Genomic DNA, 23,711 nt, shown 5'->3' on the forward strand with positions numbered 1-23,711 from the left:
CCTGGTGCCGCACGGCGCGGGGCGCGGCGCCACCCCGACGCCCGCCCCGCCTTGACCGGGGAGAAGGGGCGGCGAACAATTTCCAGCGTGTCCGAGCCCCCAGCGCGCCCTGCCGCGGTGCCCACCGCGACGTACCGGCTCCAGCTACAGCCGGACTACCCGTTCGCCGCCGCGGCGCGCGACGTGCCGGCCATCGCCGCGCTGGGCGTCTCCCACCTGCACCTGTCCCCGGTGCTGGAGGCCGTGCCCGGCTCCCCGCACGGCTACGACGTCGTCGACCACACCCGGGTGCGCGGGGAGCTGGGCGGCGAGGCCGGCCTGCGCGCGCTCTCCCGCACCGCCCGCGAGCACGGCCTGGGCCTGGTGCTGGACATCGTGCCCAACCACATGGCCGTGCCCGCGCCGATGTCGCTCAACGCCCCGCTGTGGTCGGTCCTGGCCGACGGCCCCGGCTCCCCGTACGCCCACTGGTTCGACATCGACTGGGCCGCCGGAGGCGGCAAGGTGCTGCTGCCCGTGCTCGGCGGCCGCCTCGGCGACGAGCTGGACGCACTGGGCGTCGTCGACGGCGAGCTGGCCTACGCCGAGCACCGCTTCCCGCTGCGCGCGGGCACCGGGCACCTGCCGCTGCCCGAGCTGCTGGACGCCCAGCACTACCGCCTCGCCTGGTGGCGGCTGGCCCGCAGCGAGCTGAACTACCGCCGCTTCTTCACCGTCTCGGAGCTGATCGGGCTGCGGGTGGAGGACCCGGACGTCTTCGACGCCACCCACGAGCGGGTCCTGGCCCTGCTGCGCGAGGGCGTCGTCGACGGGCTGCGCGTGGACCACCCCGACGGTCTCGCCGACCCGGGGGCCTACCTGCGCCGCCTGCACGAGCGCACCGGCGGCGCCTGGACGGTGGTGGAGAAGATCCTCGGCCCCGACGAGGCGCTGCCCGCCGGCTGGCCCGTCGCCGGGACGACCGGCTACGACGCGCTGCGCCGCGTCGACGCCGTCTTCGTCGACCCCGAGGGCGCCGACCGGCTCGCCGCGCTGTACCGGGAGGTCACCCGGGTGGCCGACGACGCCGGGGGCCGGTGGGCGCCGACCGCGCACCGCGCCGCGCACGAGGTCGTCGAGCACGAACTCGCCGCCGAGGTGCACCGGCTGGTGCGCGAGGCCCGGGCGGCGCTGGACCGCACCGAGAGCGGGCGGCACGGCGACCACGCCGACTGGGCGCTCGCCCGCGCCCTGCGCGAGCTGCTGGTGCGGCTGCCCGTCTACCGCCTCTACCCGCCGCCCGACGACGACCCGGCGCTGAGCGCCGACCTGCTGGGCGGCATCGCCGCCGCGGCGCGCGAGGCGTTCACCGTGCCCGAGGAGGCCGCGACCGTCGACGCGGTGGCCCGGCTGGCGCTCCGGCTGCGCGAGCAGGGGTTCGGGGCCCGCTTCGCGCAGGTCTCCGGGGCGCTGCGGGCCAAGTCCGTGGAGGACACCGCCTTCTACCGCTACCTGCCGCTGCTGTCGGCCGCCGAGGTGGGCGGCGATCCGGGACGGCCCGCCCTGACGCCGGGCGACTTCCACGCCTACTGCGCCCGCGTCCAGCGGGACTGGCCGGCCACCGGCACCGTGCTGTCCACCCACGACACCAAGCGCAGCGCCGACGTGCGGGCGGCCCTCGCGGCGCTCAGCGAGGACCCGGAGGGCTGGGCCGCGCTGCTCCGCCAGGTGATGGGCGAGGCGGCCCGCCCCCCGGGCGGAGCCCTGGACGCGCACACCGCCTGGCTGGTGTGGCAGACCGCCTACGGGCTGGGCTGCGGGCCGGACGCCCCCGACCGCGAGCGGCTGACCGGGGCGCTGCTGAAGTCGGTCCGCGAGGCCGGGCTGCACACCACGTGGACCGAGCCCGACGCCGCGTACGAGGAGCGGGTCCGGCGGTATGTGGACGCAGACGCCGGTCCCCGCGGCGCCGGGCGCGCGGCGCTGGCCGCCTTCGCCCGCTCCGCCGCGCCGCGGACCCGCGCCACCGCGCTGGGCATGGCCCTGCTGCACCTGACCATGCCCGGGGTGCCGGACGTCTACCAGGGCACCCAGCGGCCCTACTTCGCCCTCGTCGACCCCGACAACCGGCGCCCGCCCGCGTTCGACGCGCGACCGGCGCCCGGGGAGCACGGGGTCTCGGGGGAGCCCGAGGAGCCGGGGCAGCCGGACGAGAAGGAGCGGCTCACCCGGACGGCCCTGCGGCTGCGCCGGGACCACCCGGACTGGTTCGGCGCCAAGGCCGGGTACACGCCGCTGGCCGCGGAGGGCCCGGCCGCCGCGCACTGCCTGGCGTTCGCGCGCGCGGACGCCGTCGTCACCGTCGTCAGCCGGCTGACGCGGCGGCTGACGGCGGCGGGCGGCTGGCGCGAGACGGCGCTGCCGCTGCCGCCGGGGCGGTGGCGGGACCTGCTGACCGGTCAGGCGGCGGCGGGCCGCGTCCCGCTCGCCGGGCTGCTGGCCCGCGGCCCGGTGGCGCTGCTGGTGCGCGAAGGGGACTGAGCGCCGCGCCCCGCCCTCACGGTGCCGTCAGCCGGAAGCCCGGTTCGCCGAAGCGCACCTGGTCGCCGGGGCGCACCGCCACCGAGCCCGTCACCCGGCGGCCGTTCACCCAGGTGCCGTTGAACGAGCCGAGGTCGCGCAGCGTCCACCCGGCGCCGGTGTGCCGGAGCTGGGCGTGGCGGCGGGAGACGGTGTGGTGGTTCAGCCGCAGCACCGAGCCCGCCGCCCGGCCGATGGACAGCGGGTGGGGGCCCGGCCCGGGCAGCAGCAGCTCGGGCAGCCGTTCGGCCTGCCAGGCCTGCCGCAGCCGCCGACCGAGCCCGCCGACGCGCCCGACGGCGCGCGCCAGCGCGCCCGGCTCCGGCGGACGCCCGCTCAGGTCGCCCAGCACGGCGTACAGTTCCTCCGGCCGCTGGGCGCGCAGGATGACCTCCATGCGCTGCTGGAAGGTGTGGGGGGAGACCTGTCCGCGCACGGCGCCCTCCCGCAGCACGTCGAGCGCGCGGTCGCGGTCCGCGTCGGTCAGGCGCGGTGGCAGGGCGGCGAACTCGAACGTCGTCATGGCCGCACATTGTCCGTTCGCGCGCCACGGGTGTCCAGGTCGGCCCCGCCGCCGGGGTCCGGCCGCCCGGTGACGGGCCCCGGGGCGCGCCGGGCGCGTGCGGCGCGCCGTGGCGCGCGGCGCGCCCGCGCCCGACCATGGAGCCATGCTGTTCGACGTGTGGGCGCCCCGGGCGGACCGGGTGGCGCTGCGGCTGGTCCGACGCGGCGCCGACGACCCGGCGGGCGCCGCGTCGGACCAGCCCATGGAACCCGACCCGGCCCGCCCCGGCTGGTGGCGTGCGCAGGCGGCCGCCACCGCCGGCGACCGCTACGGCTTCGTCCTGGACGACGGCCCCGTGCGCCCCGACCCGCGCTCGCGCCGGCAGCCGGACGGCCCCGAGGGGCTGAGCGCCGTGCCCGACCCCGGCCCCCCGGCCTGGCGGCACCCCTGGCCCGGGCGCGGCCTGCCGGGGGCGGTGCTCTACGAGCTGCACGTGGGGACGTTCACGCCCGAGGGCACCTTCGCGGCCGCCGCGCACCGCCTGGCCCACCTGGCCGAGCTGGGGGTCACCCACGTGCAGCTCATGCCGCTCAGCCCGTTCCCCGGGCGGCACGGCTGGGGCTACGACGGCGTGGCCCCGTGGGCGGTGCACGAGCCCTACGGCGGCCCCGACGGGCTGCGCGCCTTCGTGGACGCCGCGCACGGCCACGGGCTCGGCGTCGTCCTGGACGTCGTGCACAACCACCTCGGCCCCGCAGGCAACCACCTCCCCGCCTTCGGCCCCTACTTCACCGAGCGCCACCACACGCCGTGGGGCGCGGCCGTCAACCTGGACGCGCCCGGCTCCGACGAGGTGCGGGCCTACTTCCTCGGCAGCGCCCTGGCGTTCCTGCGGGACTACCGGCTGGACGGGCTGCGCCTGGACGCGGTCCACGCGCTCGCCGACACCCGGGCCGAGCACTTCCTGGCCGAGCTGTCCGCCGCCGTCGACGCGCTCGCCGCGGAGCTGGACAGGCCGCTCTTCCTCATCGCCGAGTCCGACCGCAACGACCCGCGCACCACCGCGCCGCGCGCCGCGGGCGGCCTCGGGCTGCACGGCCAGTGGAACGACGACTTCCACCACGCCCTGCACACCGCGCTCACCGGCGAGGCCCAGGGGTACTACGCCGACTTCGCCCGCGCTCCGCTGGCCGCGCTCGCCAAGACGCTGACCGGCGCGTTCTTCCACGACGGCACCTACTCCACCTTCCGCGGCCGGGGCCACGGCGCCCCCGTGCCCCCGGACACGCCCGCCCACCGGTTCGTCGGCTACGCCCAGACGCACGACCAGGTGGGCAACCGCGCGCTCGGCGACCGGCTCGCGGCCTCCCTCGCCCCCGAGCTGGCGGCGTGCGCCGCGGCGCTCGTGCTGTGCGGGCCGTTCACCCCGATGCTGTTCATGGGCGAGGAGTGGGGCGCGGGCACGCCCTGGCAGTACTTCACCGACCACCCCGACCCCCAGCTCGCCGACGCGGTGCGCACCGGGCGGCGGCGGGAGTTCGCCGAGCACGGCTGGCCCGCCGACGCCGTCCCCGACCCGCAGGACCCGGCGACCCGCGACCGCTCCTGCCTGGACTGGTCCGAACCCGCCCGCGCGCCGCACGCCCGGCTGCTGGAGTGGCACCGGCGCCTGCTCGCCGTCCGGCGCCGGCACGCCGACCCCGGGGTGCGGCTGCGGGACGTCACCGTGCGCACCGGCGGCCCCGGGCAGCGGTGGCTGACCGTGCGGCACGGGGCGCTGCTGGTCGCCGTCAACCTCGGGGACGCCGACGCGGACGTGCCCGCCCTCGCGCACGGCACCCGGCTCGCCGCGACCCACGGCGACGCGGGCACCCGGCTGCCGGCCCACGCGGCGGTGGTGGCCCGGGTGTGACCGCCTCCGCCCGTCCCGCCCGGCCACCCGCCCGCCCGGCAACCCGCCCGCCCCGCCGCCCGCTCGGCTGTCCCCGGGGCGGCCCGGTCCGTGCCGGTCAGGCCGGCCGCCGCAGCACCACCAGGCTCCGGTCGGTGACGGTGACCACCTCGCCGCCCGCGACGTGCGGCCCCACCCACGGGGGGTGGCCGTCCTCCCGGGAGGTGTCCACGAGCGTGCGCCACTCGCGGCCGTGGTCGGCCGGGACGGTGAAGTCCAGCTTCTCCTCGTGGGCGTTGAACATGAGGATGAACGAGTCGTCCGCGATGGGTTCGCCGCGCGGCCCCGGCTCGGAGATCGCGTTGCCGTTGAGGAAGACCGTCAGCGCCCGGGCGTGGGCCTCCTGCCAGTCCTGCTGCGTCATCTCCTCACCCTCGGGGGTGAACCAGGCGATGTCGGACAGCTCGTCGTGCGTGCCCTCGACCGGGCGGCCGTGGAAGAAGCGGCGCCGCCGGAAGACCGGGTGGTCCCGGCGCAGCCACACCATCGCCCGGGTGAAGGCGCACAGGGGGTCGTCGTCGTCCGCCTCGGGCCAGCGCACCCACGACAGCTCGCTGTCCTGGCAGTAGGCGTTGTTGTTGCCGCCCTGCGTGCGGGCGAACTCGTCGCCGTGGCTGATCATGGGCACGCCCTGGGAGAGCATCAGCGTCGCCATGAAGTTGCGCATCTGGCGGCCGCGCAGGGCCAGCACCCCCGGCTCGTCGGTCGGTCCCTCCACACCGCAGTTCCAGGAGCGGTTGTGGCTCTCGCCGTCCCGGTTGTTCTCGCCGTTGGCCTCGTTGTGCTTGTCGTTGTACGAGACCAGGTCGTGCAGGGTGAAGCCGTCGTGGCAGGTGACGAAGTTGATCGAGGCCAGCGGGCGGCGCCCGTCGTCCTGGTAGAGATCGGAGGAGCCCGTCAGCCGGGAGCCGAACTCCGCCAGGGTGCGCGGCTCGCCGCGCCACAGGTCGCGCACCGTGTCGCGGTAGCGGCCGTTCCACTCGGTCCACAGCGGCGGGAAGTTGCCCACCTGGTAGCCGCCCTCGCCCACGTCCCACGGCTCGGCGATCAGCTTCACCTGGCTGACCACCGGGTCCTGCTGCACCAGGTCGAAGAACGAGGAGAGCCGGTCCACCTCGTGGAACTGCCGGGCCAGCGTGGCCGCCAGGTCGAAGCGGAACCCGTCCACGTGCATCTCGGTGACCCAGTAGCGCAGCGAGTCCATGATGAGCTGGAGCACGTGCGGGCTGCGCATGAGCAGCGAGTTGCCGGTGCCGGTGGTGTCCATGTAGTATCGCGGGTCGTCGGCCAGCCGGTAGTACGAGGCGTTGTCCAGGCCCCGGAAGGAGAGCGTCGGGCCCAGGTGGTTGCCCTCGGCGGTGTGGTTGTAGACGACGTCGAGGATCACCTCGATGCCCGCCGTGTGCAGGGCCCGCACCGCCTGCTTGAACTCCAGCACCTGCTGCCCGCGGTCCCCCCAGGAGGCGTAGGCGTTGTGCGGGGCGAAGAACCCGATCGTGTTGTAACCCCAGTAGTTCGTCAGCCCCGCGTCGGCCAGCCGGTGGTCGGTGACGAACTGGTGCACCGGCATGAGTTCCAGCGCGGTCACGCCCAGCCGGGTGAGGTGCTCGATGATCGCGGGGTGGCCGAGCGCCGCGTAGGTGCCGCGCAGCTCGTCCGGCAGGTCGGGGTGGCGCATGGTCAGGCCCTTGACGTGGGCCTCGTAGATGACGGTGCGGTGGTACTCGGTGCGCGGCAGCCGGTCGTCGCCCCAGTCGAAGTAGGGGTTCACCACCACCGCGGCCATGGTGTGCGGCGCGGAGTCCAGGTCGTTGCGCCGCTCGGGGTGGCCGAAGTGGTAGCCGTAGACGGCCTCGTTCCAGTCCACGGTGCCGCTCATGGCCTTCGCGTACGGGTCCAGCAGCAGCTTCGCGCTGTTGCAGCGGTGCCCGTGCTGCGGCTCGTAGGGGCCGTGGACCCGGAAGCCGTAGCGCTGCCCGGGCATCACCCCGGGCAGGTAGGCGTGGCGCACGAACGCGTCCGACTCCCGCAGCTCGACCGCCGTCTCCGAGCCGTCCTCGTGCAGCAGGCACAGCTCGACGCGCTCGGCCGCCTCCGAGAAGACGGCGAAGTTGGTCCCCGCCCCGTCGTAGGTGGCGCCCAGCGGATACGCCTGCCCCGGCCAGATCTGCATGGGCCCTCTTTCCTCGTGTTTCGTGTCCGTCGTGTGCGCGGCCGCGGCCCCGGCGGCTCGCGGTCGTCGCGGTGGTGGCCGTCCTCGCCGTCGCCGTCCCGGCGGTGCCGGCGGCACTCGGACGCCGGCCGGCGCACCGCTCGGTGACCACACCCTGTGCACGTCGTGCTACACAAGCGACTATCTTCCCCTGGCGAGGCCGTCAGGCAAAGGAAGTTGGTGGGGCATACTGGCGCCGCGTCCCCGGCGGCACAGTAGGCTCCTTGATCGAACAACGGGGGCGGAAGGCGGTGCACAGGTGAGTTCGGGAGGGCTTGAGCTCCCGCCGGGCGGCAGCGGTCCGGGCGAGGGCGCCCCCGAAACCCCCGAGGCGCCGCCCGGCGCGGTCTCCCTCGCCCCCACCGTGGAGATCGGCGCCGACCTGGCCTGGGACGCCGGCCAGTGGGCGGAGGTGCACACCCGGGCCCAGCGCGCCGGGCGCGCCTACATCTGGCTGAACCTGGTCGAGCAGCGGCTGAGGGCCGTCGTCGCCGGGGTGCTCCGGCCGATCTACGAGCCGGTGCACGGCGAGGAGTGGGTCGTCGCGGCGGCGGGCCCGGCGGGCCAGGAGTGGGTGCAGCGCGCGGTGGCGGTGCGCGAGGTCAGCCGCCGCAAGGGCTACGTCCTGGACCCGGACGACGACAACCTGCTCTCCTTCCTGACGCTGCCCCAGCTCCGCGAGCTGATGGTCCAGCACTGGCCCTGCTACGAGCCGTACCTGGAGGGGCGCCGGGAGCTGGAGCTGGCCCTGGACGAGCTGGAGGTCGCGCGCAGCGCCGTCTCGCGCAACCGGGCGCTGTCGCCGGCCGTGCTGGCCCAGGCCGAGCGCACCGCGCAGCGGCTGCTGTCGATGCTGGGGGCGGGCGCCGGGGACGCCCCGTCCCAGGGGCGGCTGCCGGCCGACGCCCTGGAGGAGCTGATCGGCGACCGGTACGCGGACGTCGTCGGCGTCCACCCCGACCGCGTGCGGCTCCAGCGCCGCCTGCCGGCCGAGGACCTCTTCGGCTCCGCGCGGCGCATCGACGCGATCGGCATAGGGCTGAACCTGCTCGTGCAGAACTACTCCGGACGGCGGTTGATGCGGCTGGCCGACGCCGGCTGCCGCGTCCGGCTGCTGTTCCTCAACCCGGCCAGCAGCGCGGTGCGCCGCCGCGAGCGCGAGCTGGGGCTCAAGCGCGGGGAGCTGAGCCGCGCGGTGGAGACGAACATCCTGCACATGCGCCGGGTGCGCGCGAACGTGCGGGACCCGGCGGCGTTCCGCATCCACGTCTTCGACGAGACGCCGCGCTTCACCGCCTACCTGGTGGACGGCGACGGGCCGGACGGCCTCGCGGTCGTCCAGCCCTACCTGCGCCGCGCGCGCGGCATGGAGTCGCCGGTGCTGGTCCTGCGCGGGGGCGGGCGGAACGTGATCAGCGGCGCGGGCCCCGGCCCGGTGGACGAGGGGCTGCTGGGCACCTACCGGGAGGAGTTCGAGTCGGTGTGGGGTGACGCGCGGCCGGTGTCGTGACGGGCGCCGGGGCGGGCGCCCGGGCGAAACGGGGTTGCACGAGACGTATCGTCTCGCTTAGGGTGCGGGGCATGCCGTCAACACGCCGCGCCCACATCGCCATGTTCAGCATCCCCGCCGCCGGCCACGTCCACCCCAGCCTGGAGGTGATGCGCGAACTCGTCGCCCGTGGCCACCGCGTCACCTACGCCGTCCCGGCGCAGTTCGCCGAAGCGGTCGCCTCCGTCGGGGCCGAGCCGCGGCCCTACACCTCCGTCCTGCCCACCGACGACGACCCCGCCGCCTGGGGCACCGAGCTGATCGACGCCCTGGAGCTCTTCCTCGACGACGCCGTCCAGGCGCTCCCGCAGCTCGCCCGGGCCTACGCCGGCGACGAGCCCGACCTCGTCCTGTACGACATCGCCGCCTACCCCGCCCCCGTCCTGGCCCACCGCTGGGGCGTCCCGGCCGTGCAGCTCTCACCGTGCATGGTGGCCTGGGAGGGCTACGAGGAGGAGGTCGGCGAAGAGCTGTACGCGCCGGTGCGCACCTCGCCGCGCGGCATCGCCTACACCGCCCGCTTCCGCGCCTGGCTCGCGGAGAACGGCCTGCCCGGCACCGACCCCGAGCGGTTCGTCGGCCGACCGCGCCGCAGCCTCGCCCTCATCCCCAGCGCGCTCCAGCCCCAGGCCGACCGCGTGGACCGGTCCGTCTACACCTTCACCGGCGCCTGCCAGGGCGACCGCGGCCACCAGGGCGACTGGACGCGCCCCGCGGACGCCGAACGCGTCGTCCTCGTCTCGCTCGGCTCCACCTTCACCCGGCAGCCCGCCTTCTACCGGGCGTGCCTGGCCGCCTTCGGCGACCTGCCTGGCTGGCACCTGGTGCTGCAGATCGGCAAGCACGTGGCCGAGGCGGAGCTCGGCCCGCTGCCGCCCAACGTGGAGGTGCACCGCTGGGTGCCGCAACTGCGCGTTCTCCAGCAGGCCGACCTGTTCGTCACGCACGCCGGGATGGGCGGCAGCCAGGAGGGGCTGACCTGCGGCGTCCCGATGATCGCCGTCCCGCAGGCGGTGGACCAGTTCACCAACGCCGACCTCCTGGCCGCCCTCGGCGTGGCACGGCGCATCGACACCGAGGACGCCACCCCCGAGGCCCTGCGCGCGGCCGCACTCGCCCTCACCACCGACCCCGCCCTCCCCGCCCGCTTCACCGCCCTGCGCACCCGGCTCGACGACGAACCCGGCACCCCCTACGCCGCCGACCTCATCGAAGCCGAACTCCCGACCTGACCCGACCCGACGCCCGCACCCACCGGCGCGCCGGCGCGGCCCCCGCAGTCGCTCCGGAAGTCCCGGCCGCCCCACCGGCCGGGACTCGCCGCAGGCGCCGCCGCCGCTCCCCTCACCTGCCTGCCACGGTGGCGTGGTGGGCCGCCGAGGGCGGCGACGCCGTCCGGCGCGGTGCGGTCGGCGAGGAGTCGGCGCGTGCCCGGCGGGGCGGGCCGGTCGCCCCGGTCGCGGACGGTGACCTCCCGGCCGCGGGCGACGGCCTCCGTGGGGACGGCCCGCCCGACGAAGCGGGTGCCCCGAGGATCAGCGGCTTCATGCCCCCACCGTGCGGCAGGCGTGGCGCGTCCGGTACCGGGGATCGCCGTGGGCGGAATACGCCCACGGCGGACACCGCCGGGTGAGGGGGCGTCAGCAGCCGCAGTCCGGCCACGTGTCGGGGGACTGGCCGCGGGACGCGCCGCAGGCCCACCCGCGCGGGGTGCCGCTGGCGGATGCCGTGGGCCGTCTCGACGGGGAAGCCCTCGCGGGTCCAGTACTCGATGCCGCCGGTTCGGCCCCCGCCCCCCCGGCCGGTGACGCCGGGCGCTCCGGCAGGCCGCGGCGGCGGCCGACCGGGGTCAGGCGGCGGCCAGGAGGGGGCGGGCGGCCGCCGTCTCGGCGTAGCGGCTCAGCAGCAGGCGCGCGAGCTCGGGGGCGTCGGCCAGCACCGGGGCGAGCAGGTCGGCGCCCGCCTCGCGCGCGCCGGCCGCGATGCGGTCCGGCAGGAACCCGGGGGCGATGACGTAGGGGGCGACCACCACGCGGCGGACGCCGTCGGCGCGCAGGGCGCGGACGGCGTCCGCCGTGCGGGGCGGGGATGCGGAGGCGAACGCAGGACGCACGGCGCACCAACCGGTGGTACGCCGCCACTCCCGCGCGGTTTCTGCGATCACTGCGATCGCCTCCGGGTCTGTGGAGCCGGCCGCGGCGAGGACCACGCCGGTCGCCGGGACGGCACCGCGGTCCAGGCCGGCGTCGGCCAGGCGGCGTTCCAGCGCCCGGTGCAGCAGCGCGTGCGGCCCGAGGACGCCCGCCTGGCGCACGGTGAGCCCGGGCAGGCGCGCGGTCGCCTCGCGCAGCACGGCCGGGATGTCGGTCTTGGCGTGGAAGGCGCGCGTCAGCAGCAGCGGCAGCGCCACGACCTCGCGCTCGCCCGCGGTGTGCAGCCGGGTGAGCACCTGGGGCACGGTGGGGGTGTCGAAGTCCAGGTAGCCCACCTCGACGCGGACGCCGGGGGCCAGCGAGCGGACGCGGGAGCACAGCGCCGCGACGGTGGCGGCGTGCCGGGGGTCGCGGCTGCCGTGGGCGACGACGAGCAGGGTGGGGGAGCGCATCGTGGATCGGTCCGTTCCGTCAGCGGCCGGTGAGGCCGCGGCTGTGCAGGACGCGGCGTTCGAGCGGGGTGAACAGGGCGGACTCGACCAGCACGCCGACGGCGAGGATCAGCGTGACGGCCGCCAGCACCCGGCTCATCGACTCCGCGGCGGTGCCCTCGGCCAGCATGCGGCCGATGCCGGGCAGCGGGGTGGCGGTGATGAGCTCGGCCGTCATCAGCGCGCGCCAGCCGAACGTCCACCCCTGCCGCAGCGCGGAGACCAGACCCGGCAGGGCGGCCGGGAGCAGGACGTGCACCGCGCCGCGCGGTCCGGTGGCGCCCATGGAGCGGCCGGCGCGCAGCAGCAGCGGCGGCACCTGGCTGATGCCGGCCGCGACGCCGACGGCGATGGACGGCACGGCGCCCAGCAGCACGACGGCGTAGACCGCGCCCTCCGACGGGCCGAGCCCGATCACCGCGACCGGGACGAGCGCCGCGGCGGGCAGGGACTGCACCGCCGACAGGATCGGGCCGAGGACGGTGCGCAGCACGGTGACGCGGGTCAGCAGCACGCCCAGGGGCACGCCGATCGCGGCGGAGGCGCCGAAGCCGATCAGGCAGCGCAGCACGCTCTGCCCCAGGGCGGGCAGCAGCGTGCCGTCGGCGAGGGAGTCGCCCAGCGCCCCGGCGACGGCGCCCGGAGCGGGCAGCTCCGCCGACCAGCCGAGCCAGAAGGCGAGTTGCCACAGCACGAGCACGGCGGCCACGGCGAGCAGCGGCGGCGTCGCCTTGGCCAGCGCCCGCCGGGAGGCGTCCCTGCCCGGCGGCTGGCTCTCCAGCGCGTCGAGCCCGGACGTCATCTCGGTGGACGCGTCGCCCGGTGGCTCCGGGGGCCCGCCGCCGTCCGCCGGCACCGTGTCAGTGGCGGGCATGGCGCACGATCTCCTGGTGCAGATGGCCGGTGATCTCGCGGGCGAGCGTGGTGACGCCGTTGTCCTCGATGCGGCGCGGGTAGGGCAGGTCGACCTCCCACTCGTGGGCCACCCGGCCGGGACGGGAGGAGAGCAGCACCACGCGCTGGCCCAGCCGCACGGCCTCGCGCACGTTGTGGGTGACGAACAGGACGGTCAGCTTGCGCTCGAACCAGACCCGGGTCAGCTCCTCGTGCAGCAGGTCGCGGGTGATGGCGTCCAGCGCGGCGAACGGCTCGTCCATCAGCAGCACCTCACTGCCCTGCGCGAGCGCGCGGGCGAGGGCGACGCGCTGGCGCATGCCGCCGGAGAGCTGGTGCACGCGCTTGCCGTAGGCGTCCGGGAGGCGGACCAGGTCCAGCAGCTCCCGGGCCTGGGTGCGCCGCCGCGCCCTGGGCACCCCGGCCAGCCGCAGTGCCAGCTCGACGTTGCGGCCCGCGCTGAGCCAGGGGAACAGGGCGTGGTCCTGGAACATCAGCGCGGGGCGGCCGAAGGGCACGCTGGCGGTGCCCGCCGTCGGCTGGTCGAGCCCGGCGACGAGGTTGAGCAGGGTGGACTTGCCGCAGCCCGAGGCGCCGAGCAGGCACAGGAACTCGCCCGGCGCCGCCTGGAGCTGGATGTCGTCCAGCACCAACTGCTGGGCGCCCGGGGCGCCGAAGGCCTTGGAGACGTGGTCCAGTTTCACCGCGTAGGGCGGGGGCGCGGCCTGTGCGGTGGCGGTGCCGGTCGTGGTCGCCGCTGTCGAGGTGGCGAGTTTCGGGGGCACGGGTGGGTGTCCTCTCGTCGTGCGCCGCCCCGGACGGGCGGCTACGGCAGGTGAGATCGGACGTACGGAGGTGGTGCGGGTGGTGCCGGGCACGGACGCGGCGGGCGCGGGGTCACCGGCGGCATCGCCCGATGCCGCCCTGGCCGCTGCCGAGCGGGCCGCCGCCGACGCGCACGCCCCGCCGGTCGAAGGTCGGATACGCCCCCGCCGCGCCGGGCACCGTCACCGCCGGCATGTCAGAAGTCCCAGCCCTCGTCCTCGGCGACCGCCTTGGTCTCCTCGGCGGCCTCCGCGAAGGCGTCGCCGGCCATGCCGGCGGTCAGGGTGGTGCCGTCGGCCGGGTCGATGAGGAGGAAGGAGCCGGTCCTGCGCGAGTCGGCGTAGGCGTCGACGGGCAGCGGCTCGGCGGTGCGCAGGACGACGCGGCCGATCTCGTTGGCCTCCAGCAGCCCGGGCCGGGGGTGCTGGGAGAGGTCGTCGAGCGTCAGCCGGGAGGGGATCTGCTTGACGATGGCCTTGACGGTGCGCGTGGTGTGCTTGAGCAGCACCCGCTGGTCCACGGTCAGCGGGGTGTCGTGCAGGTGGCACACGGTGGCCGTCAGGTCCTGGCTGGGGGTGACGGTGGCGTCCGCCGGCGCGATGACGTCACCGCGGGAGATGTCCAGGTCGTCGGCGAGGCGCAGGGTGACCGACTGCGGCGCCCAGGCGACGTCCACGGACTGGCCCAGCGCGTCGATGGCCTCGATCGTGGAGGCGCGCCCGGAGGGCAGCACGGTGACGGCCTGCCCGACGCGCAGCACACCGGAGGCGAGCTGGCCGGCGTACCCGCGGTAGTCGGGCAGCTCGGCGGTCTGCGGGCGGATCACGTACTGCACGGGGAAGCGGGCCACGTCGCCGGTGGGGTCGTGGGTGACCGGGACCGTCTCCAGGTGTTCCAGCACGGTCGGGCCGCCGTACCAGTCCATGGTCGCCGAGGCGGTGACGACGTTGTCGCCCCTCAGCGCGGAGATGGGGATCGCGGTGATCTCCGGGACGCCCAGCGAGGCGGCGTAGGCGGTGAACTCCTCGGCGATCGCGGCGAAGACGGGCTCGGCGTAGTCCACCAGGTCCATCTTGTTCACGGCCAGCACCACGTGCGGGACGCGCAGCAGGGCGGCGACGGCGGCGTGCCGCCGGGTCTGCTCGACGACGCCGTTGCGCGCGTCGACCAGCACCACGGCCAGCTCGGCGGTCGAGGCGCCGGTGACCATGTTGCGGGTGTACTGCACGTGGCCGGGGGTGTCGGCGAGGATGAAGCGCCGCCGGGGCGTGGCGAAGTAGCGGTAGGCGACGTCGATGGTGATGCCCTGCTCGCGCTCGGCGCGCAGCCCGTCGGTCAGGAGCGCGAGGTCGGGGGCCTCCTGTCCGCGGTTGCGGGAGGCGTGTTCGACGGCCTCCAACTGGTCGGCCAGGACGGACTTGGAGTCGTGCAGCAGCCGGCCGACGAGGGTGGACTTGCCGTCGTCCACGCTGCCGGCGGTGGCGAACCGCAGCAGCGAGCTCGACGACAGGCCGGCGACGTCGTCGGCGGTGGGGTGGGTGGCCTGGCTCATCAGAAGTATCCCTCGCGCTTGCGGTCCTCCATGGCGGCCTCCGACAGCTTGTCGTCGGCCCGGGTGGCCCCGCGTTCGGTCAGCCGGGACGCGGCGATCTCGGTGATGACCTTCTCGATGGTGTCGGCGCCGGAGTCGACGGCGCCGGTGCAGGACATGTCGCCGACGGTGCGGTAGCGCACGCGGCGGGTCTCCACGCGCTCGCCCTCCTTGGGCCCGCCCCACTCGCCCGGGGCCAGCCACATGCCGTTGCGGGCGAACACCTCGCGCTCGTGGGCGTAGTAGATGGCCGGCAGCTCGATCTTCTCCCGGGCGATGTACTGCCACACGTCCAGCTCGGTCCAGTTGGACAGCGGGAAGACGCGCACGTGCTCACCCGGGGCGTGCCGGCCGTTGTAGAGCTGCCACAGCTCCGGGCGCTGGCGGCGCGGGTCCCAGCCGCCGAACTCGTCGCGCAGCGAGAACACCCGCTCCTTGGCGCGGGCCTTCTCCTCGTCCCGGCGGCCGCCGCCGAAGACGGCGTCGAACCGGTTGGCCTCGATGGCGTGCAGCAGCGGCACCGTCTGCAGCGGGTTGCGGGTGCCGTCGGGGCGCTCGCGCAGCTCGCCGCGGTCGATGAACTCCTGCACCGAGGCGACGTGCAGCCGCAGCCCGTGCTCGGCCACCGTGCGGTCGCGGTAGTGGAGGACCTCGGGGAAGTTGTGCCCGGTGTCCACGTGCAGCAGCGCGAACGGCACCGGCGCGGGCGCGAACGCCTTGAGCGCCAGGTGCAGCATGACGATGGAGTCCTTGCCGCCGGAGAAGAGGATCACCGGGCGTTCGAACTCGCCGGCCACCTCGCGGAAGATGTGGACGGCCTCCGACTCCAGGGTGTCCAGGTGGCTCAGGGCGTACGGGCTGTCGGCCGCCTCGGTGGTGGCTGCCGTGGCCGCGGGCGTCATGCCAGTCCCCTCTCGGTCAGCAGCGCGTGCAGCGCCGCCGCGGACTCCTCGATGCTCTGTTCGTGCGCCGCGATCCGCAGGTCCGGGGCGGCGGGCGCCTCGTAGGGGTCGTCGACGCCGGTGAGGCCGGAGAGCTCCCCGGCCGCCTGCTTGGCGTACAGGCCCTTCACGTCCCGCGTCGAGCACACCTCGACGGGGGTGGCCACGTGCACCTCCAGGTACGGCGTGCCCTCGCGCTCGTGGCGCTTGCGCACCGCCTCGCGGTTGTCGGCGAACGGGGCGATGACCGGCACCAGCACCGTCACGCCGTTGGACGCCAGCAGCTCGGCGACGAAGCCGATGCGCTGCACGTTGGTGTGCCGGTCCTCCCGGGAGAAGCCGAGCCCGGCGGAGAGGAACTCGCGGACCTCGTCGCCGTCGAGCACCTCCACCCGCCGCCCCGTGCCGCCCAGCCGCTCGGCCAGGGCCCGTGCGATCGTCGTCTTGCCCGCGCTGGGCAGCCCGGTCAGCCACACCGTGGCGCCCCGGTCGCTTCCCTCGCCCATCTGCGCTCCTCGCGTCCCGTCGCTCATCAACCGCCCGTCCCTCAGCCGTGCAGTCCGCACTCGGTCTTGCCGCGCCCGGCCCAGCGGCCGGCCCGCGCGTCCTCACCGGCCAGCACCCGGCGGGTGCACGGCGCGCAGCCGACGGAGGCGTAGCCGTCCTCCAGCAGCGGGTTGGTGAGCACGCCGTGCTCGATCACGTAGGCGTCGACGTCGTCCTGCGTCCAGCGCGCGATCGGCGAGACCTTGACCTTCTGCCGCTTCTCGTCCCAGCCCACGACCGGGGTGTTCGCCCGCGTCGGGGACTCGTCGCGGCGCAGCCCGGTGGCCCAGGCGTCGTAGTCGCGCAGGCCCTGCTCCAGCGGCGCCACCTTGCGCAGCGCGCAGCACAGGTCGGGGTCGCGCTCGTGCAGCTTCGGGCCGTACTCGGCGTCCTGCTCGGCGACCGTCTGCCGCGGCGTCAGCGTGATGACGTTGACGTCCAGCACGGCGTCGACGGCGTCGCGGGTGCCGATCGTCTCCGGGAAGTGGTAGCCGGTGTCCAGGAACACCACGTCCACGCCCGGCCGGGCCCGGGAGGCCAGGTGGGCCACGACGGCGTCCTCCATCGAGGAGGTGACGCAGAAGCGGTCGCCGAAGGTGTCGGCGGCCCAGCGCAGGATGTCCAGCGCGTCGGCGTCCTCCAGTTCGCGTCCGGCGCGCTCGGCCAGCGCCCGCAGGTCGGTCGCGGTGGTCATGCCCTTCCCCCTTCGCTGTGGTCGGGACGCCGGGCGTCCCCCGTGCGGTGGAACCCGCGGGCCAGCAGGCCGAGGAAGGAGAGCGTGAACGCCCGGTTGCACGCACCGCACTCCCAGGCGCCGTGCCCCTCCTCGTTCGGCCGCAGGTCCTCGTCCCCGCAGTACGGGCAGTAGAACGGCGCGGCGCGCTCGCTCATCGCAGCGACCCCTCGTCCGCCCGGGCCGCCCACTGGGCGAACCGCTCGCCCTCGGTGCGCTGCGCGGAAAAGTTGCGCAGCAGCCGCTCGACGTAGTCGGGGAGCTGGGCCGCGGTGACCTTCAGGCCGCGCACCTTGCGGCCGAAGCCCGGCTCCAGCCCCAGCGAGCCGCCCAGGTGCACCTGGTAGCCCTCGACCTGGTGGCCGTCGTCGTCCAGCACGAGCTGGCCCTTCAGGCCGATGTCGGCGACCTGGATGCGGGCGCAGGAGTTGGGGCAGCCGTTGATGTTGATGGTGATCGGCTCGGCGAAGTCCGGCAGGCGCCGCTCCAGCTCGTCGATGAGCGACTGGCCGCGGCCCTTGGTCTCGACGATGGCCAGCTTGCAGAACTCGATGCCGGTGCAGGCCATCGTGCCGCGCCGGAAGGGGGAGGGCTCGGTGGTGAGGTCGAGCGCGGCCAGCTCCTCGCGCAGCGGCGCCACCCGCTCCTCGGGCACGTCCAGGATGAGCATCTTCTGCTCGACGGTGGTGCGCACCCGCCGGGAGCCGTGCGCCTCGGCCAGCTCGGCGATCTTCGTCAGCGTCGCGCCGTCCACCCGGCCCACCCGCGGCGCGAAGCCGACGTAGTAGCGGCCGTCCTTCTGCCGGTGCACGCCCACGTGGTCGCGCCACTGCTGGACGGGGGCGGCGGGGGCCGGGCCGTCGGCCAGCTTGCGGCCCAGGTACTCGTCCTCCAGCACCTGGCGGAACTTCTCCGGGCCCCAGTCGGCGACGAGGAACTTGATCCGGGCGCGGGTGCGCAGCCGCCGGTAGCCGTAGTCGCGGAAGATGCTGACGACGCCCTCCAGGACGTCGGCGACCTCCTCCAGCGGGGTCCACGCGCCCAGTCGCACGCCGAACTTGGGGTTGGTCGACAGGCCGCCGCCCACCCACACGTCGAAGCCGGGCCCGTGCTCGGGGTGGTCGACGCCGACGAAGGCGACGTCGTTGATCTCGTGCGCCACGTCCAGCAGCGGCGAGCCGGAGATGGCCGACTTGAACTTGCGCGGCAGGTTGGAGAAGGCGGGGTTGCCGACGACGCGGCGCTGCACCTCCTCGATCGCGGGGGTGCCGTCGATGATCTCGTCGGCCGCGATCCCGGCGACGGGGGAGCCGAGCACCACGCGCGGGGTGTCGCCGCACGCCTCGGTGGTGGACAGCCCCACGGCCTCCAGGCGGCGCCAGATCTCCGGCATGTCCTCGATGCGGATCCAGTGGTACTGGACGTTCTGCCGGTCGGTGATGTCGGCGGTCCCGCGCGCGAACTCCTGGGAGACCTCGCCGATGACGCGGAGCTGCTCGGTGGTCAGCCGCCCGCCGTCGATGCGCACGCGCAGCATGAAGTGCTCGTCGTCCAGCTCCTCCGGCTCCAGGACGGCGGTCTTGCCGCCGTCGATGCCGGGCTTGCGCTGGGTGTAGAGGCCCCACCAGCGCATGCGGCCGCGCAGGTCGGCGCCGTCGATGGAGTCGAAGCCGCGGTGGGCGTAGATCGTCTCAATGCGTGTCCGCACATTGAGACCGTCGTCGTCCTTCTTGGTCTGCTCGTTGGCGTTCAGCGGGGTGAAGTGTCCCTTGGCCCACTGGCCTTCACCGCGGTGGCGGCCGGTCTTGCGGCGCGTCGGGGCGACGGCTTGCTTGGGCTGGTCGGCCATGGTGGCAGGTCCTTAGGGGCTGACGGGCGGACTGGGGTCACCTCCCGTGCGGGAGGCCGCCGGGGCGCCCGCGTGCGGGCGTCCGGGCACGACGGCACACGGCCTCGCGGCCGCGTGGCGGGGGTTCGGGGGGGGGTGCGGCCGCCGCCCGCGTCGGCGGGGGCGGCGTACGTCGGCGTGGCGTTGGTGCTGTGACTGTCAGCCCGCCGGACAGATGGCGCTGGACATGCGACCGAGGTCGACGTGGCGCCGACTCACCAAGGCGTTCCCAGCTCTGGACATGGGCAGAAGCGTGGCACGCGGTGGGAGACTCAGTCCACCGTAATCCAGAGTGCGGACATTCGCGTCCCACTCTACGGACAGGTGTGGCGCGCGTCACACCCGGGTGTCCGGGTGGGGGAGGTTTACCGGCTGCTCAGCGGTCGTGCGGACCGTGGGCCCCCGGCCACGGCCCGGGAGGCGGAACGTGGGGCTCCCTTTCGGTCCTGGTGGCGAAGACGCGGAAGCCGTGCCGCCGGTAGGTGTGCAGGGCGTGCGGACCGTCCTGGGAGCAGGTGTGCAGCCACACCCGCCGGGTCGGCTCCCGGTGCGGCCAGCGAAGGGCCAGGTCCCAGGCGCGGGCGGTGCCCGCGGTCAGCAGCCGCCCGCCGATGCCGCGGCCGCGGAAGGCCGGGAGCAGGCCGAAGTAGCTGATCTCCACGACGCCCTCGGGCTGGGCGTCCAGCTCCATGAAGCCCGCCGGGGTGCCGCGTTCCCACGCCACCCACGTCTCGGTGCCCGGCCGCTCCAGAAACGCCTGCCAGCGGGCGCGGTCCCAGCCGAGCCGGTCCGTCCAGGTGACGTCGCCGCCCACGGCCGTGTAGAGGAACCGGCTGAACTCCGGGCTGGGCACCTCGGCCCGCTCGATCCGCACTCCGGGACGGGTGTCCACTCCGTGGACTGGGGTGAGGTCGTGCGGTGACGTCTGCTCCAGCGACCAGGTGGTGACGCTGACGGTGCCGGGGGCGTCGGTCGCGTCGGTGGGGGCGGTGGGGGCGGCGGTGGCGGCGGGGTCGGGGAAGCCGTGCATGCCGCCATCCCACCACACCCGCCGCGCGCCCCGGCGCGGCCCACCGCACCCCCCGCCGGCCCGTCCGCCGCCCGCCGCGCCCCGCCCGCCGCCGGTCCCGCGCCGCCCGCCCGCGATCCCCACCCCGCCGGGCGCCCGGTCCCGGTGCCGTGCCGGTCCGTCCGGGCGTTCCCGTCCGCGCCGGTGCTCCGTGTGGTGCGATGACTTTCCGGCGGCGCGCACGTCTGTCCCGCCGTAGCCCTTCGGTGAGGAGAGAGGAACGGACCCATGCGCATCGTGATCGTGGACTTCATGAGCCTGGACGGCGTCGTGCAGGCCCCCGGCGGCCCGGAAGAGGACACCGACGGCGGCTTCGCGCACGGTGGCTGGACGGGGCCGTTCTTCGACGACCAGGTCGTCGGCGGCGCCTTCGACGAGACGCTGGGCGACGCCGAGGCCCTGCTGTTCGGCCGGCGCACCTGGGCGACGATGGCCGCGGCCTGGCCGGAGCGGGCCGGCGACCCGTTCGCCGACCGGATGAACGCGCTGCCCAAGTACGTCGTCTCCAGCACTCTGGACGAGGCCGGGCCGACGTGGCGGAACACCACCGTGATCCCCGGGGCCGGGGCCGTCGCCCGGGTGCGGGAGCTGCGCGCCGCCGAGGGCGGGGACCTGGTGGTCATGGGCAGCTCCGCCCTCGCGCGCACGCTGCTCGCCGAGGACCTGGTGGACGAGATGCGGCTGCTGGTCATGCCGGTGCTGCTCGGCGGGGGCAAGCGGATCTTCCCCGAGGACGGGGCCTTGCGCACCCTGGAACTGGTCTCCACCGCCGCCAACGCGGCCGGGACCCTGGTGTGCGTCTACCGCCCGGCCGCCCGGGGGTGAGCCGGCCGGTGAGCGCCGCGCGGGCGCCGGGGCCGCGCGGTCACGCCGGTCGCGGCACCGGCGCGGGCGCTCACCGGTCCACCGCCGCGCGGGCGACGACCGACCGCAGGTCGAGAGCGGCCGGCAGCGTGCCGAACGCCGCCCCCCAGTCGCCGCCCAGCCGGGAGGCGCAGAACGCGTCGGCCACGGCGGGCGGCGCGTGGCGCACCAGCAGCGCGCCCTGGAGGACCAGCGCCAGCCGCTCCACCAGGCGCCGGGCGCGGGCCTGCGCGCCGTCGAGGTCGGCGAGCTCGACGAGCAGCTCCCCCACGGCCGCGTCCAGCCGGCGGTCCGCGCCGCGCGCCGCGCCCACTTCGCCCAGGTACGCGTCCAGCGCCCCGGGCTCGCGCCGCAGCGCCCGCAGCACGTCCAGCGCCTGGACGTTGCCCGACCCCTCCCAGATGGAGTTCAGCGGCGCCTCCCGCAGCAGCCGGGGCATGCCGGACTCCTCCACGTAGCCGTTGCCGCCCAGGCACTCCAGCGCCTCGCCGACCGCCGGGGCGCACCGCTTGGTCACCCAGTACTTCGCCGCGGGCACCGCCAGCCGCAGCAGCAGCCGCTCACCCGGCGCGCCCGCCTCCGCCGCGTCGTAGGCGGCCGCCAGCCGCAGCCCGAGTGCGGTGGCCGCCTCCGACTCCAGCGCCAGGTCCGCCAGCACGGTGCGCATCAGCGGCTGGTCCACCAGCGGCCCGCCGAACGCCGACCGGTGCGTGGTGTGGTGGACGGCCTGCGCCACCGCCTGCCGCATGAGCGCGGCCGAGCCGAGCACGCAGTCCAGCCGGGTCGCGGCGACCATCTCGATGATCGTGGCCACCCCGCGGCCCTCGTCGCCCACGCGCCGGGCGACGGTGGAGCCGTCGAACTCCACCTCGGCCGAGGCGTTGGAGCGGTTGCCCAGCTTGTCCTTCAGCCGCTGGATGAGGAAGGTGTTGCGGGTGCCGTCCGCGAGGACGCGCGGCACCAGGAAGCACGTCGGACCGCCGGGCGCCCGCGCGAGCACCAGGAAGACGTCCGACATGGGCGCCGAGCAGAACCACTTGTGCCCGGTGAGCGCGTAGCAGCCCTCCTCGGCCAGCGGTTCGGCGCGCGTGGTGCCCGCCCGCACGTCCGAGCCGCCCTGCTTCTCGGTCATGCCCATCCCGGCGAGCGCCCCGCCCTTGTCGCCGGCCGGGCGCAGGCCCGGGGCGTAGGCGCGCGAGGTCAGCAGCGGCTCCCACACCGCGGCCACCGCCGGTTCGGCGCGCAGCGCGGGCACCGCCGCGTGCGTCATGGACACCGGGCAGCCGTGCCCGGCCTCCGCCTGGCTCCACACCAGGAAGCCCGCCGCCCGCCGCAGGTGTCCCTCCGGTCGCGACCAGGCGTCGGTGAGCCCGGCCGCCACCGCCTGCCGCAGCAGGTCGTGCCAGGCCGGGTGGAAGTCCACCTCGTCCACCCGGTGCCCGTAGCGGTCGTGCGTGCGCAGCCGAGGCGGGTGCTCGTTGGCCAGCGCGCCCGCCTCGCGGACCGGCGCCGATCCGGCCGCCCGGCCCAGCGCGGCCAGCTCCGCGTGGACCTCGGCCGCCCGCTCGGGCGCGACGTGCCGGGCCACGGCCTCGGTGAGCGCGGCGTCGGTGGTGTAGACGTCGTAGTCCACCAGCGGCGGCGGCTGGTTGGTGACGGCGTGCGTGGCGTGCGGCGTCGGCGAGGGCATGGGCCCACCGTAGGGCCGGGGCCGCCGGGCGTCACCGGTGCGTGGCGCGGGCCCGGGGCCGGATACGTTGGGCGGGTGCGAGCAGTGCGAACGTCCCCCCGCCACCGAGCCGGGCGGCAAAGCAGAATGAGCCGGCTGTACCGGAACGTGCCCAAGAAGCGGCTGGCCTGGCTGCTGCTGAAGGACACGGTCAACTCCTGCATGGAGTACCGAGTCGTGGGGCTCGCGGCCGAGGCGGCGTTCTTCACCCTGCTCTCCCTGCCGCCGCTGCTGCTCGGCCTCATCGGCCTGCTGGGCTACCTGGACGCCTGGATCGGCACCGACACCATCGACTCGGTGCGCGCCAACATCCTCGACGCGACCGCCACCGTCCTGTCCGAGCGCGGCGTCAACGACATCGCCGCGCCGCTCCTGGACGACGTGATCGAGGGCGGGCGGCCCGACATCATCTCCTTCGGTTTCGCCCTCGCGCTGTGGTCCGGCTCGCGCGCCGTCAACGTCTTCATCGACACCATCACCGTGATGTACGGGCTGGACGGGCACCGCGGCATCGTCAAGACCCGGCTGCTGGCCTTCGTGCTGTACGTCGTCGCGCTGCCGCTGGGGGCGGTGGCACTGCCGCTGCTGGTCGTCGGACCGGACACGGTGATCGGCTGGGTGCCGCAGGCCGCGCTGCTGGTGCGCGTCTTCTACTGGCCGACGGTGCTGCTGCTGTCGGTGGCCTTCCTGACGACGCTGTTCCACGTCTCGGTGCCGGTGCGCTCGCCCTGGCGCGAGGACATCCCCGGGGCACTGGTCGCGCTGCTGATGTGGGTGGGCGGGAGCTTCCTGCTGCGCCTGTACCTGGCCAGCCAGGTGGAGGGCCCGACGATCTACGGCTCGCTGGCCGCGCCGGTGGCGGTGCTGCTGTGGATCTTCATCTCCGCGTTCGCCGTCCTGGTGGGGGCCGCCGTCAACGCCGCCGTCGACCGGGTGTGGCCCTCGCTGGCCACCGCCGCCGCCCGCCGGGCCCGCGACCGGCAGCGCGAGGAGGACGCCGCGGCCCTGGTCGCCGCGGCCGAGGCCCGCCGCCGCGCCGGGGGCGACGACGGCGACGAGGGCCTGGAGGACGACGATGACGGCGATGACGACGACGGGCCGGGCCCGCCGGGCCCGGCCGAGTTCCCCGAGCGCTGGGCCCGCTTCCTGCCGCCGGACGACCTGCGCTCCCGCCTGAAGGGCCACCCCAGGAGCTGACCGCCCGGCGCGTG

Annotated in this window: 19 protein-coding genes and 1 pseudogene; 6 read left to right on the forward strand and 14 right to left on the reverse strand. The window is 75.5% G+C overall.

The annotated features are described in order from the left end of the window. The first annotated feature begins 87 nt into the window (after window positions 1–87). Window positions 88–2,520, forward strand: coding sequence for a malto-oligosyltrehalose synthase (gene treY / locus OSB71_RS07145; RefSeq protein ID WP_265945435.1), 2,433 nt, complete (start codon window positions 88–90; stop codon window positions 2,518–2,520). Window positions 2,521–2,536: 16 nt separating this feature from the next. Here the strand turns inward: treY and OSB71_RS07150 are convergent, their stop codons facing one another. Then, a complete protein-coding gene (locus OSB71_RS07150; RefSeq protein WP_265945437.1) occupies window positions 2,537–3,082 on the reverse strand; it encodes an FHA domain-containing protein in 546 nt (181 codons plus the stop codon). 145 nt (window positions 3,083–3,227) lie between these two features. Between OSB71_RS07150 and treZ the strand changes: the two genes are divergently transcribed. After that, window positions 3,228–4,976 carry a malto-oligosyltrehalose trehalohydrolase gene (treZ, locus tag OSB71_RS07155; protein ID WP_265945439.1) on the forward strand — a complete coding sequence of 583 codons (1,749 nt, stop codon included), beginning with the start codon at window positions 3,228–3,230 and terminating at the stop codon, window positions 4,974–4,976. A 97-nt stretch (window positions 4,977–5,073) separates the two neighbouring features. Here the strand turns inward: treZ and glgX are convergent, their stop codons facing one another. Next, window positions 5,074–7,188: a glycogen debranching protein GlgX gene (gene glgX / locus OSB71_RS07160; RefSeq protein WP_265945442.1), complete on the reverse strand. Its 2,115-nt coding sequence runs from the start codon at window positions 7,186–7,188 to the stop codon at window positions 5,074–5,076. Window positions 7,189–7,486: 298 nt separating this feature from the next. Here glgX and OSB71_RS07165 point away from each other — a divergent pair, with 298 nt between their 5' ends. Further along, on the forward strand, window positions 7,487–8,737 hold the full coding sequence (locus OSB71_RS07165) for a DUF5919 domain-containing protein (protein WP_265945444.1): 1,251 nt from the start codon (window positions 7,487–7,489) through the stop codon (window positions 8,735–8,737). Window positions 8,738–8,771: 34 nt separating this feature from the next. After that, window positions 8,772–10,008 (forward strand): annotated as a pseudogene (locus OSB71_RS07170) (macrolide family glycosyltransferase). 617 nt (window positions 10,009–10,625) lie between these two features. Here OSB71_RS07170 and OSB71_RS07180 read toward each other — a convergent pair. The 11 genes from OSB71_RS07180 to OSB71_RS07225 all read right to left on the reverse strand — a co-directional run bounded on the left by OSB71_RS07180 (window position 10,626) and on the right by OSB71_RS07225 (window position 19,868). Next, entirely contained in the window at window positions 10,626–11,381 is a 756-nt protein-coding gene (locus tag OSB71_RS07180) for a sirohydrochlorin chelatase (RefSeq protein WP_265945448.1), read from the reverse strand. Window positions 11,382–11,400: 19 nt separating this feature from the next. Continuing rightward, the gene (locus OSB71_RS07185) at window positions 11,401–12,294 is read right to left on the reverse strand and encodes an ABC transporter permease (protein ID WP_265945450.1); all 894 of its coding nucleotides are present in this window, start codon (window positions 12,292–12,294) and stop codon (window positions 11,401–11,403) included. Further along, window positions 12,281–13,099: an ABC transporter ATP-binding protein gene (locus OSB71_RS07190; protein ID WP_265945452.1), complete on the reverse strand. Its 819-nt coding sequence runs from the start codon at window positions 13,097–13,099 to the stop codon at window positions 12,281–12,283. Before OSB71_RS07190 ends, OSB71_RS07185 begins: the two co-directional genes overlap by 14 nt. Before the next feature lie 236 nt (window positions 13,100–13,335). Continuing rightward, window positions 13,336–14,691, reverse strand: coding sequence for a sulfate adenylyltransferase subunit 1 (locus OSB71_RS07195; protein ID WP_265945454.1), 1,356 nt, complete (start codon window positions 14,689–14,691; stop codon window positions 13,336–13,338). After that, window positions 14,691–15,632 carry a sulfate adenylyltransferase subunit CysD gene (cysD, locus tag OSB71_RS07200; protein WP_265945456.1) on the reverse strand — a complete coding sequence of 314 codons (942 nt, stop codon included), beginning with the start codon at window positions 15,630–15,632 and terminating at the stop codon, window positions 14,691–14,693. The genes OSB71_RS07195 and cysD overlap by 1 nt, the downstream gene beginning before the upstream one ends. Then, on the reverse strand, window positions 15,629–16,177 hold the full coding sequence (gene cysC, locus OSB71_RS07205) for an adenylyl-sulfate kinase (RefSeq protein ID WP_265945458.1): 549 nt from the start codon (window positions 16,175–16,177) through the stop codon (window positions 15,629–15,631). Before cysC ends, cysD begins: the two co-directional genes overlap by 4 nt. A gap of 41 nt (window positions 16,178–16,218) precedes the next feature. Further along, the gene (locus OSB71_RS07210) at window positions 16,219–16,911 is read right to left on the reverse strand and encodes a phosphoadenylyl-sulfate reductase (RefSeq protein ID WP_265945460.1); all 693 of its coding nucleotides are present in this window, start codon (window positions 16,909–16,911) and stop codon (window positions 16,219–16,221) included. Beyond that, on the reverse strand, window positions 16,908–17,108 hold the full coding sequence (locus tag OSB71_RS07215) for a hypothetical protein (protein ID WP_265945462.1): 201 nt from the start codon (window positions 17,106–17,108) through the stop codon (window positions 16,908–16,910). Before OSB71_RS07215 ends, OSB71_RS07210 begins: the two co-directional genes overlap by 4 nt. Beyond that, window positions 17,105–18,799 carry a nitrite/sulfite reductase gene (locus OSB71_RS07220; RefSeq protein WP_265945464.1) on the reverse strand — a complete coding sequence of 565 codons (1,695 nt, stop codon included), beginning with the start codon at window positions 18,797–18,799 and terminating at the stop codon, window positions 17,105–17,107. Before OSB71_RS07220 ends, OSB71_RS07215 begins: the two co-directional genes overlap by 4 nt. Window positions 18,800–18,997: 198 nt before the next feature. Beyond that, window positions 18,998–19,081 carry a putative leader peptide gene (locus OSB71_RS24585; protein WP_416237213.1) on the reverse strand — a complete coding sequence of 28 codons (84 nt, stop codon included), beginning with the start codon at window positions 19,079–19,081 and terminating at the stop codon, window positions 18,998–19,000. Between the two features lie 133 nt (window positions 19,082–19,214). After that, entirely contained in the window at window positions 19,215–19,868 is a 654-nt protein-coding gene (locus tag OSB71_RS07225; RefSeq protein WP_265945466.1) for a GNAT family N-acetyltransferase, read from the reverse strand. Between the two features lie 267 nt (window positions 19,869–20,135). Between OSB71_RS07225 and OSB71_RS07230 the strand changes: the two genes are divergently transcribed. Further along, window positions 20,136–20,732 (forward strand): dihydrofolate reductase family protein, encoded by a 597-nt coding sequence (locus OSB71_RS07230; RefSeq protein WP_265945468.1) that lies wholly within the window; start codon window positions 20,136–20,138, stop codon window positions 20,730–20,732. Between the two features lie 70 nt (window positions 20,733–20,802). On the opposite strand, the gene OSB71_RS07235 is transcribed toward OSB71_RS07230, so the two are convergent. Beyond that, complete coding sequence (locus OSB71_RS07235; protein WP_265945470.1) at window positions 20,803–22,461, reverse strand: acyl-CoA dehydrogenase family protein; 1,659 nt, start codon at window positions 22,459–22,461, stop codon at window positions 20,803–20,805. Window positions 22,462–22,587: 126 nt separating this feature from the next. Here OSB71_RS07235 and OSB71_RS07240 point away from each other — a divergent pair, with 126 nt between their 5' ends. Then, window positions 22,588–23,697: a YihY/virulence factor BrkB family protein gene (locus OSB71_RS07240; protein ID WP_265945472.1), complete on the forward strand. Its 1,110-nt coding sequence runs from the start codon at window positions 22,588–22,590 to the stop codon at window positions 23,695–23,697. Window positions 23,698–23,711 lie beyond the last annotated feature (14 nt).

The organism is Streptomyces marinisediminis (genome assembly GCF_026262575.1).
In the GTDB taxonomy this organism is placed as follows: Bacteria; Actinomycetota; Actinomycetes; order Streptomycetales; family Streptomycetaceae; genus Streptomyces; species Streptomyces marinisediminis.

Excerpts from the sequence above, each read along its gene's own strand:
- OSB71_RS07150 (WP_265945437.1), bottom strand. The coding sequence starts at position 3,082 with ATGACGACGTTCGAGTTCGCCGCCCTGCCACCGCGCCTGACCGACGCG.
- treZ (WP_265945439.1), top strand. The coding sequence starts at position 3,228 with ATGCTGTTCGACGTGTGGGCGCCCCGGGCGGACCGGGTGGCGCTGCGG.
- glgX (WP_265945442.1), bottom strand. The coding sequence starts at position 7,188 with ATGCAGATCTGGCCGGGGCAGGCGTATCCGCTGGGCGCCACCTACGAC.
- OSB71_RS07180 (WP_265945448.1), bottom strand. The coding sequence starts at position 11,381 with ATGCGCTCCCCCACCCTGCTCGTCGTCGCCCACGGCAGCCGCGACCCC.
- OSB71_RS07185 (WP_265945450.1), bottom strand. The coding sequence starts at position 12,294 with ATGCCCGCCACTGACACGGTGCCGGCGGACGGCGGCGGGCCCCCGGAG.
- OSB71_RS07195 (WP_265945454.1), bottom strand. The coding sequence starts at position 14,691 with ATGAGCCAGGCCACCCACCCCACCGCCGACGACGTCGCCGGCCTGTCG.
- cysD (WP_265945456.1), bottom strand. The coding sequence starts at position 15,632 with ATGACGCCCGCGGCCACGGCAGCCACCACCGAGGCGGCCGACAGCCCG.
- cysC (WP_265945458.1), bottom strand. The coding sequence starts at position 16,177 with ATGGGCGAGGGAAGCGACCGGGGCGCCACGGTGTGGCTGACCGGGCTG.
- OSB71_RS07210 (WP_265945460.1), bottom strand. The coding sequence starts at position 16,911 with ATGACCACCGCGACCGACCTGCGGGCGCTGGCCGAGCGCGCCGGACGC.
- OSB71_RS07215 (WP_265945462.1), bottom strand. The coding sequence starts at position 17,108 with ATGAGCGAGCGCGCCGCGCCGTTCTACTGCCCGTACTGCGGGGACGAG.
- OSB71_RS07220 (WP_265945464.1), bottom strand. The coding sequence starts at position 18,799 with ATGGCCGACCAGCCCAAGCAAGCCGTCGCCCCGACGCGCCGCAAGACC.
- OSB71_RS24585 (WP_416237213.1), bottom strand. The coding sequence starts at position 19,081 with ATGTCCAGAGCTGGGAACGCCTTGGTGAGTCGGCGCCACGTCGACCTC.
- OSB71_RS07225 (WP_265945466.1), bottom strand. The coding sequence starts at position 19,868 with ATGCACGGCTTCCCCGACCCCGCCGCCACCGCCGCCCCCACCGCCCCC.
- OSB71_RS07230 (WP_265945468.1), top strand. The coding sequence starts at position 20,136 with ATGCGCATCGTGATCGTGGACTTCATGAGCCTGGACGGCGTCGTGCAG.
- OSB71_RS07235 (WP_265945470.1), bottom strand. The coding sequence starts at position 22,461 with ATGCCCTCGCCGACGCCGCACGCCACGCACGCCGTCACCAACCAGCCG.
- OSB71_RS07240 (WP_265945472.1), top strand. The coding sequence starts at position 22,588 with ATGAGCCGGCTGTACCGGAACGTGCCCAAGAAGCGGCTGGCCTGGCTG.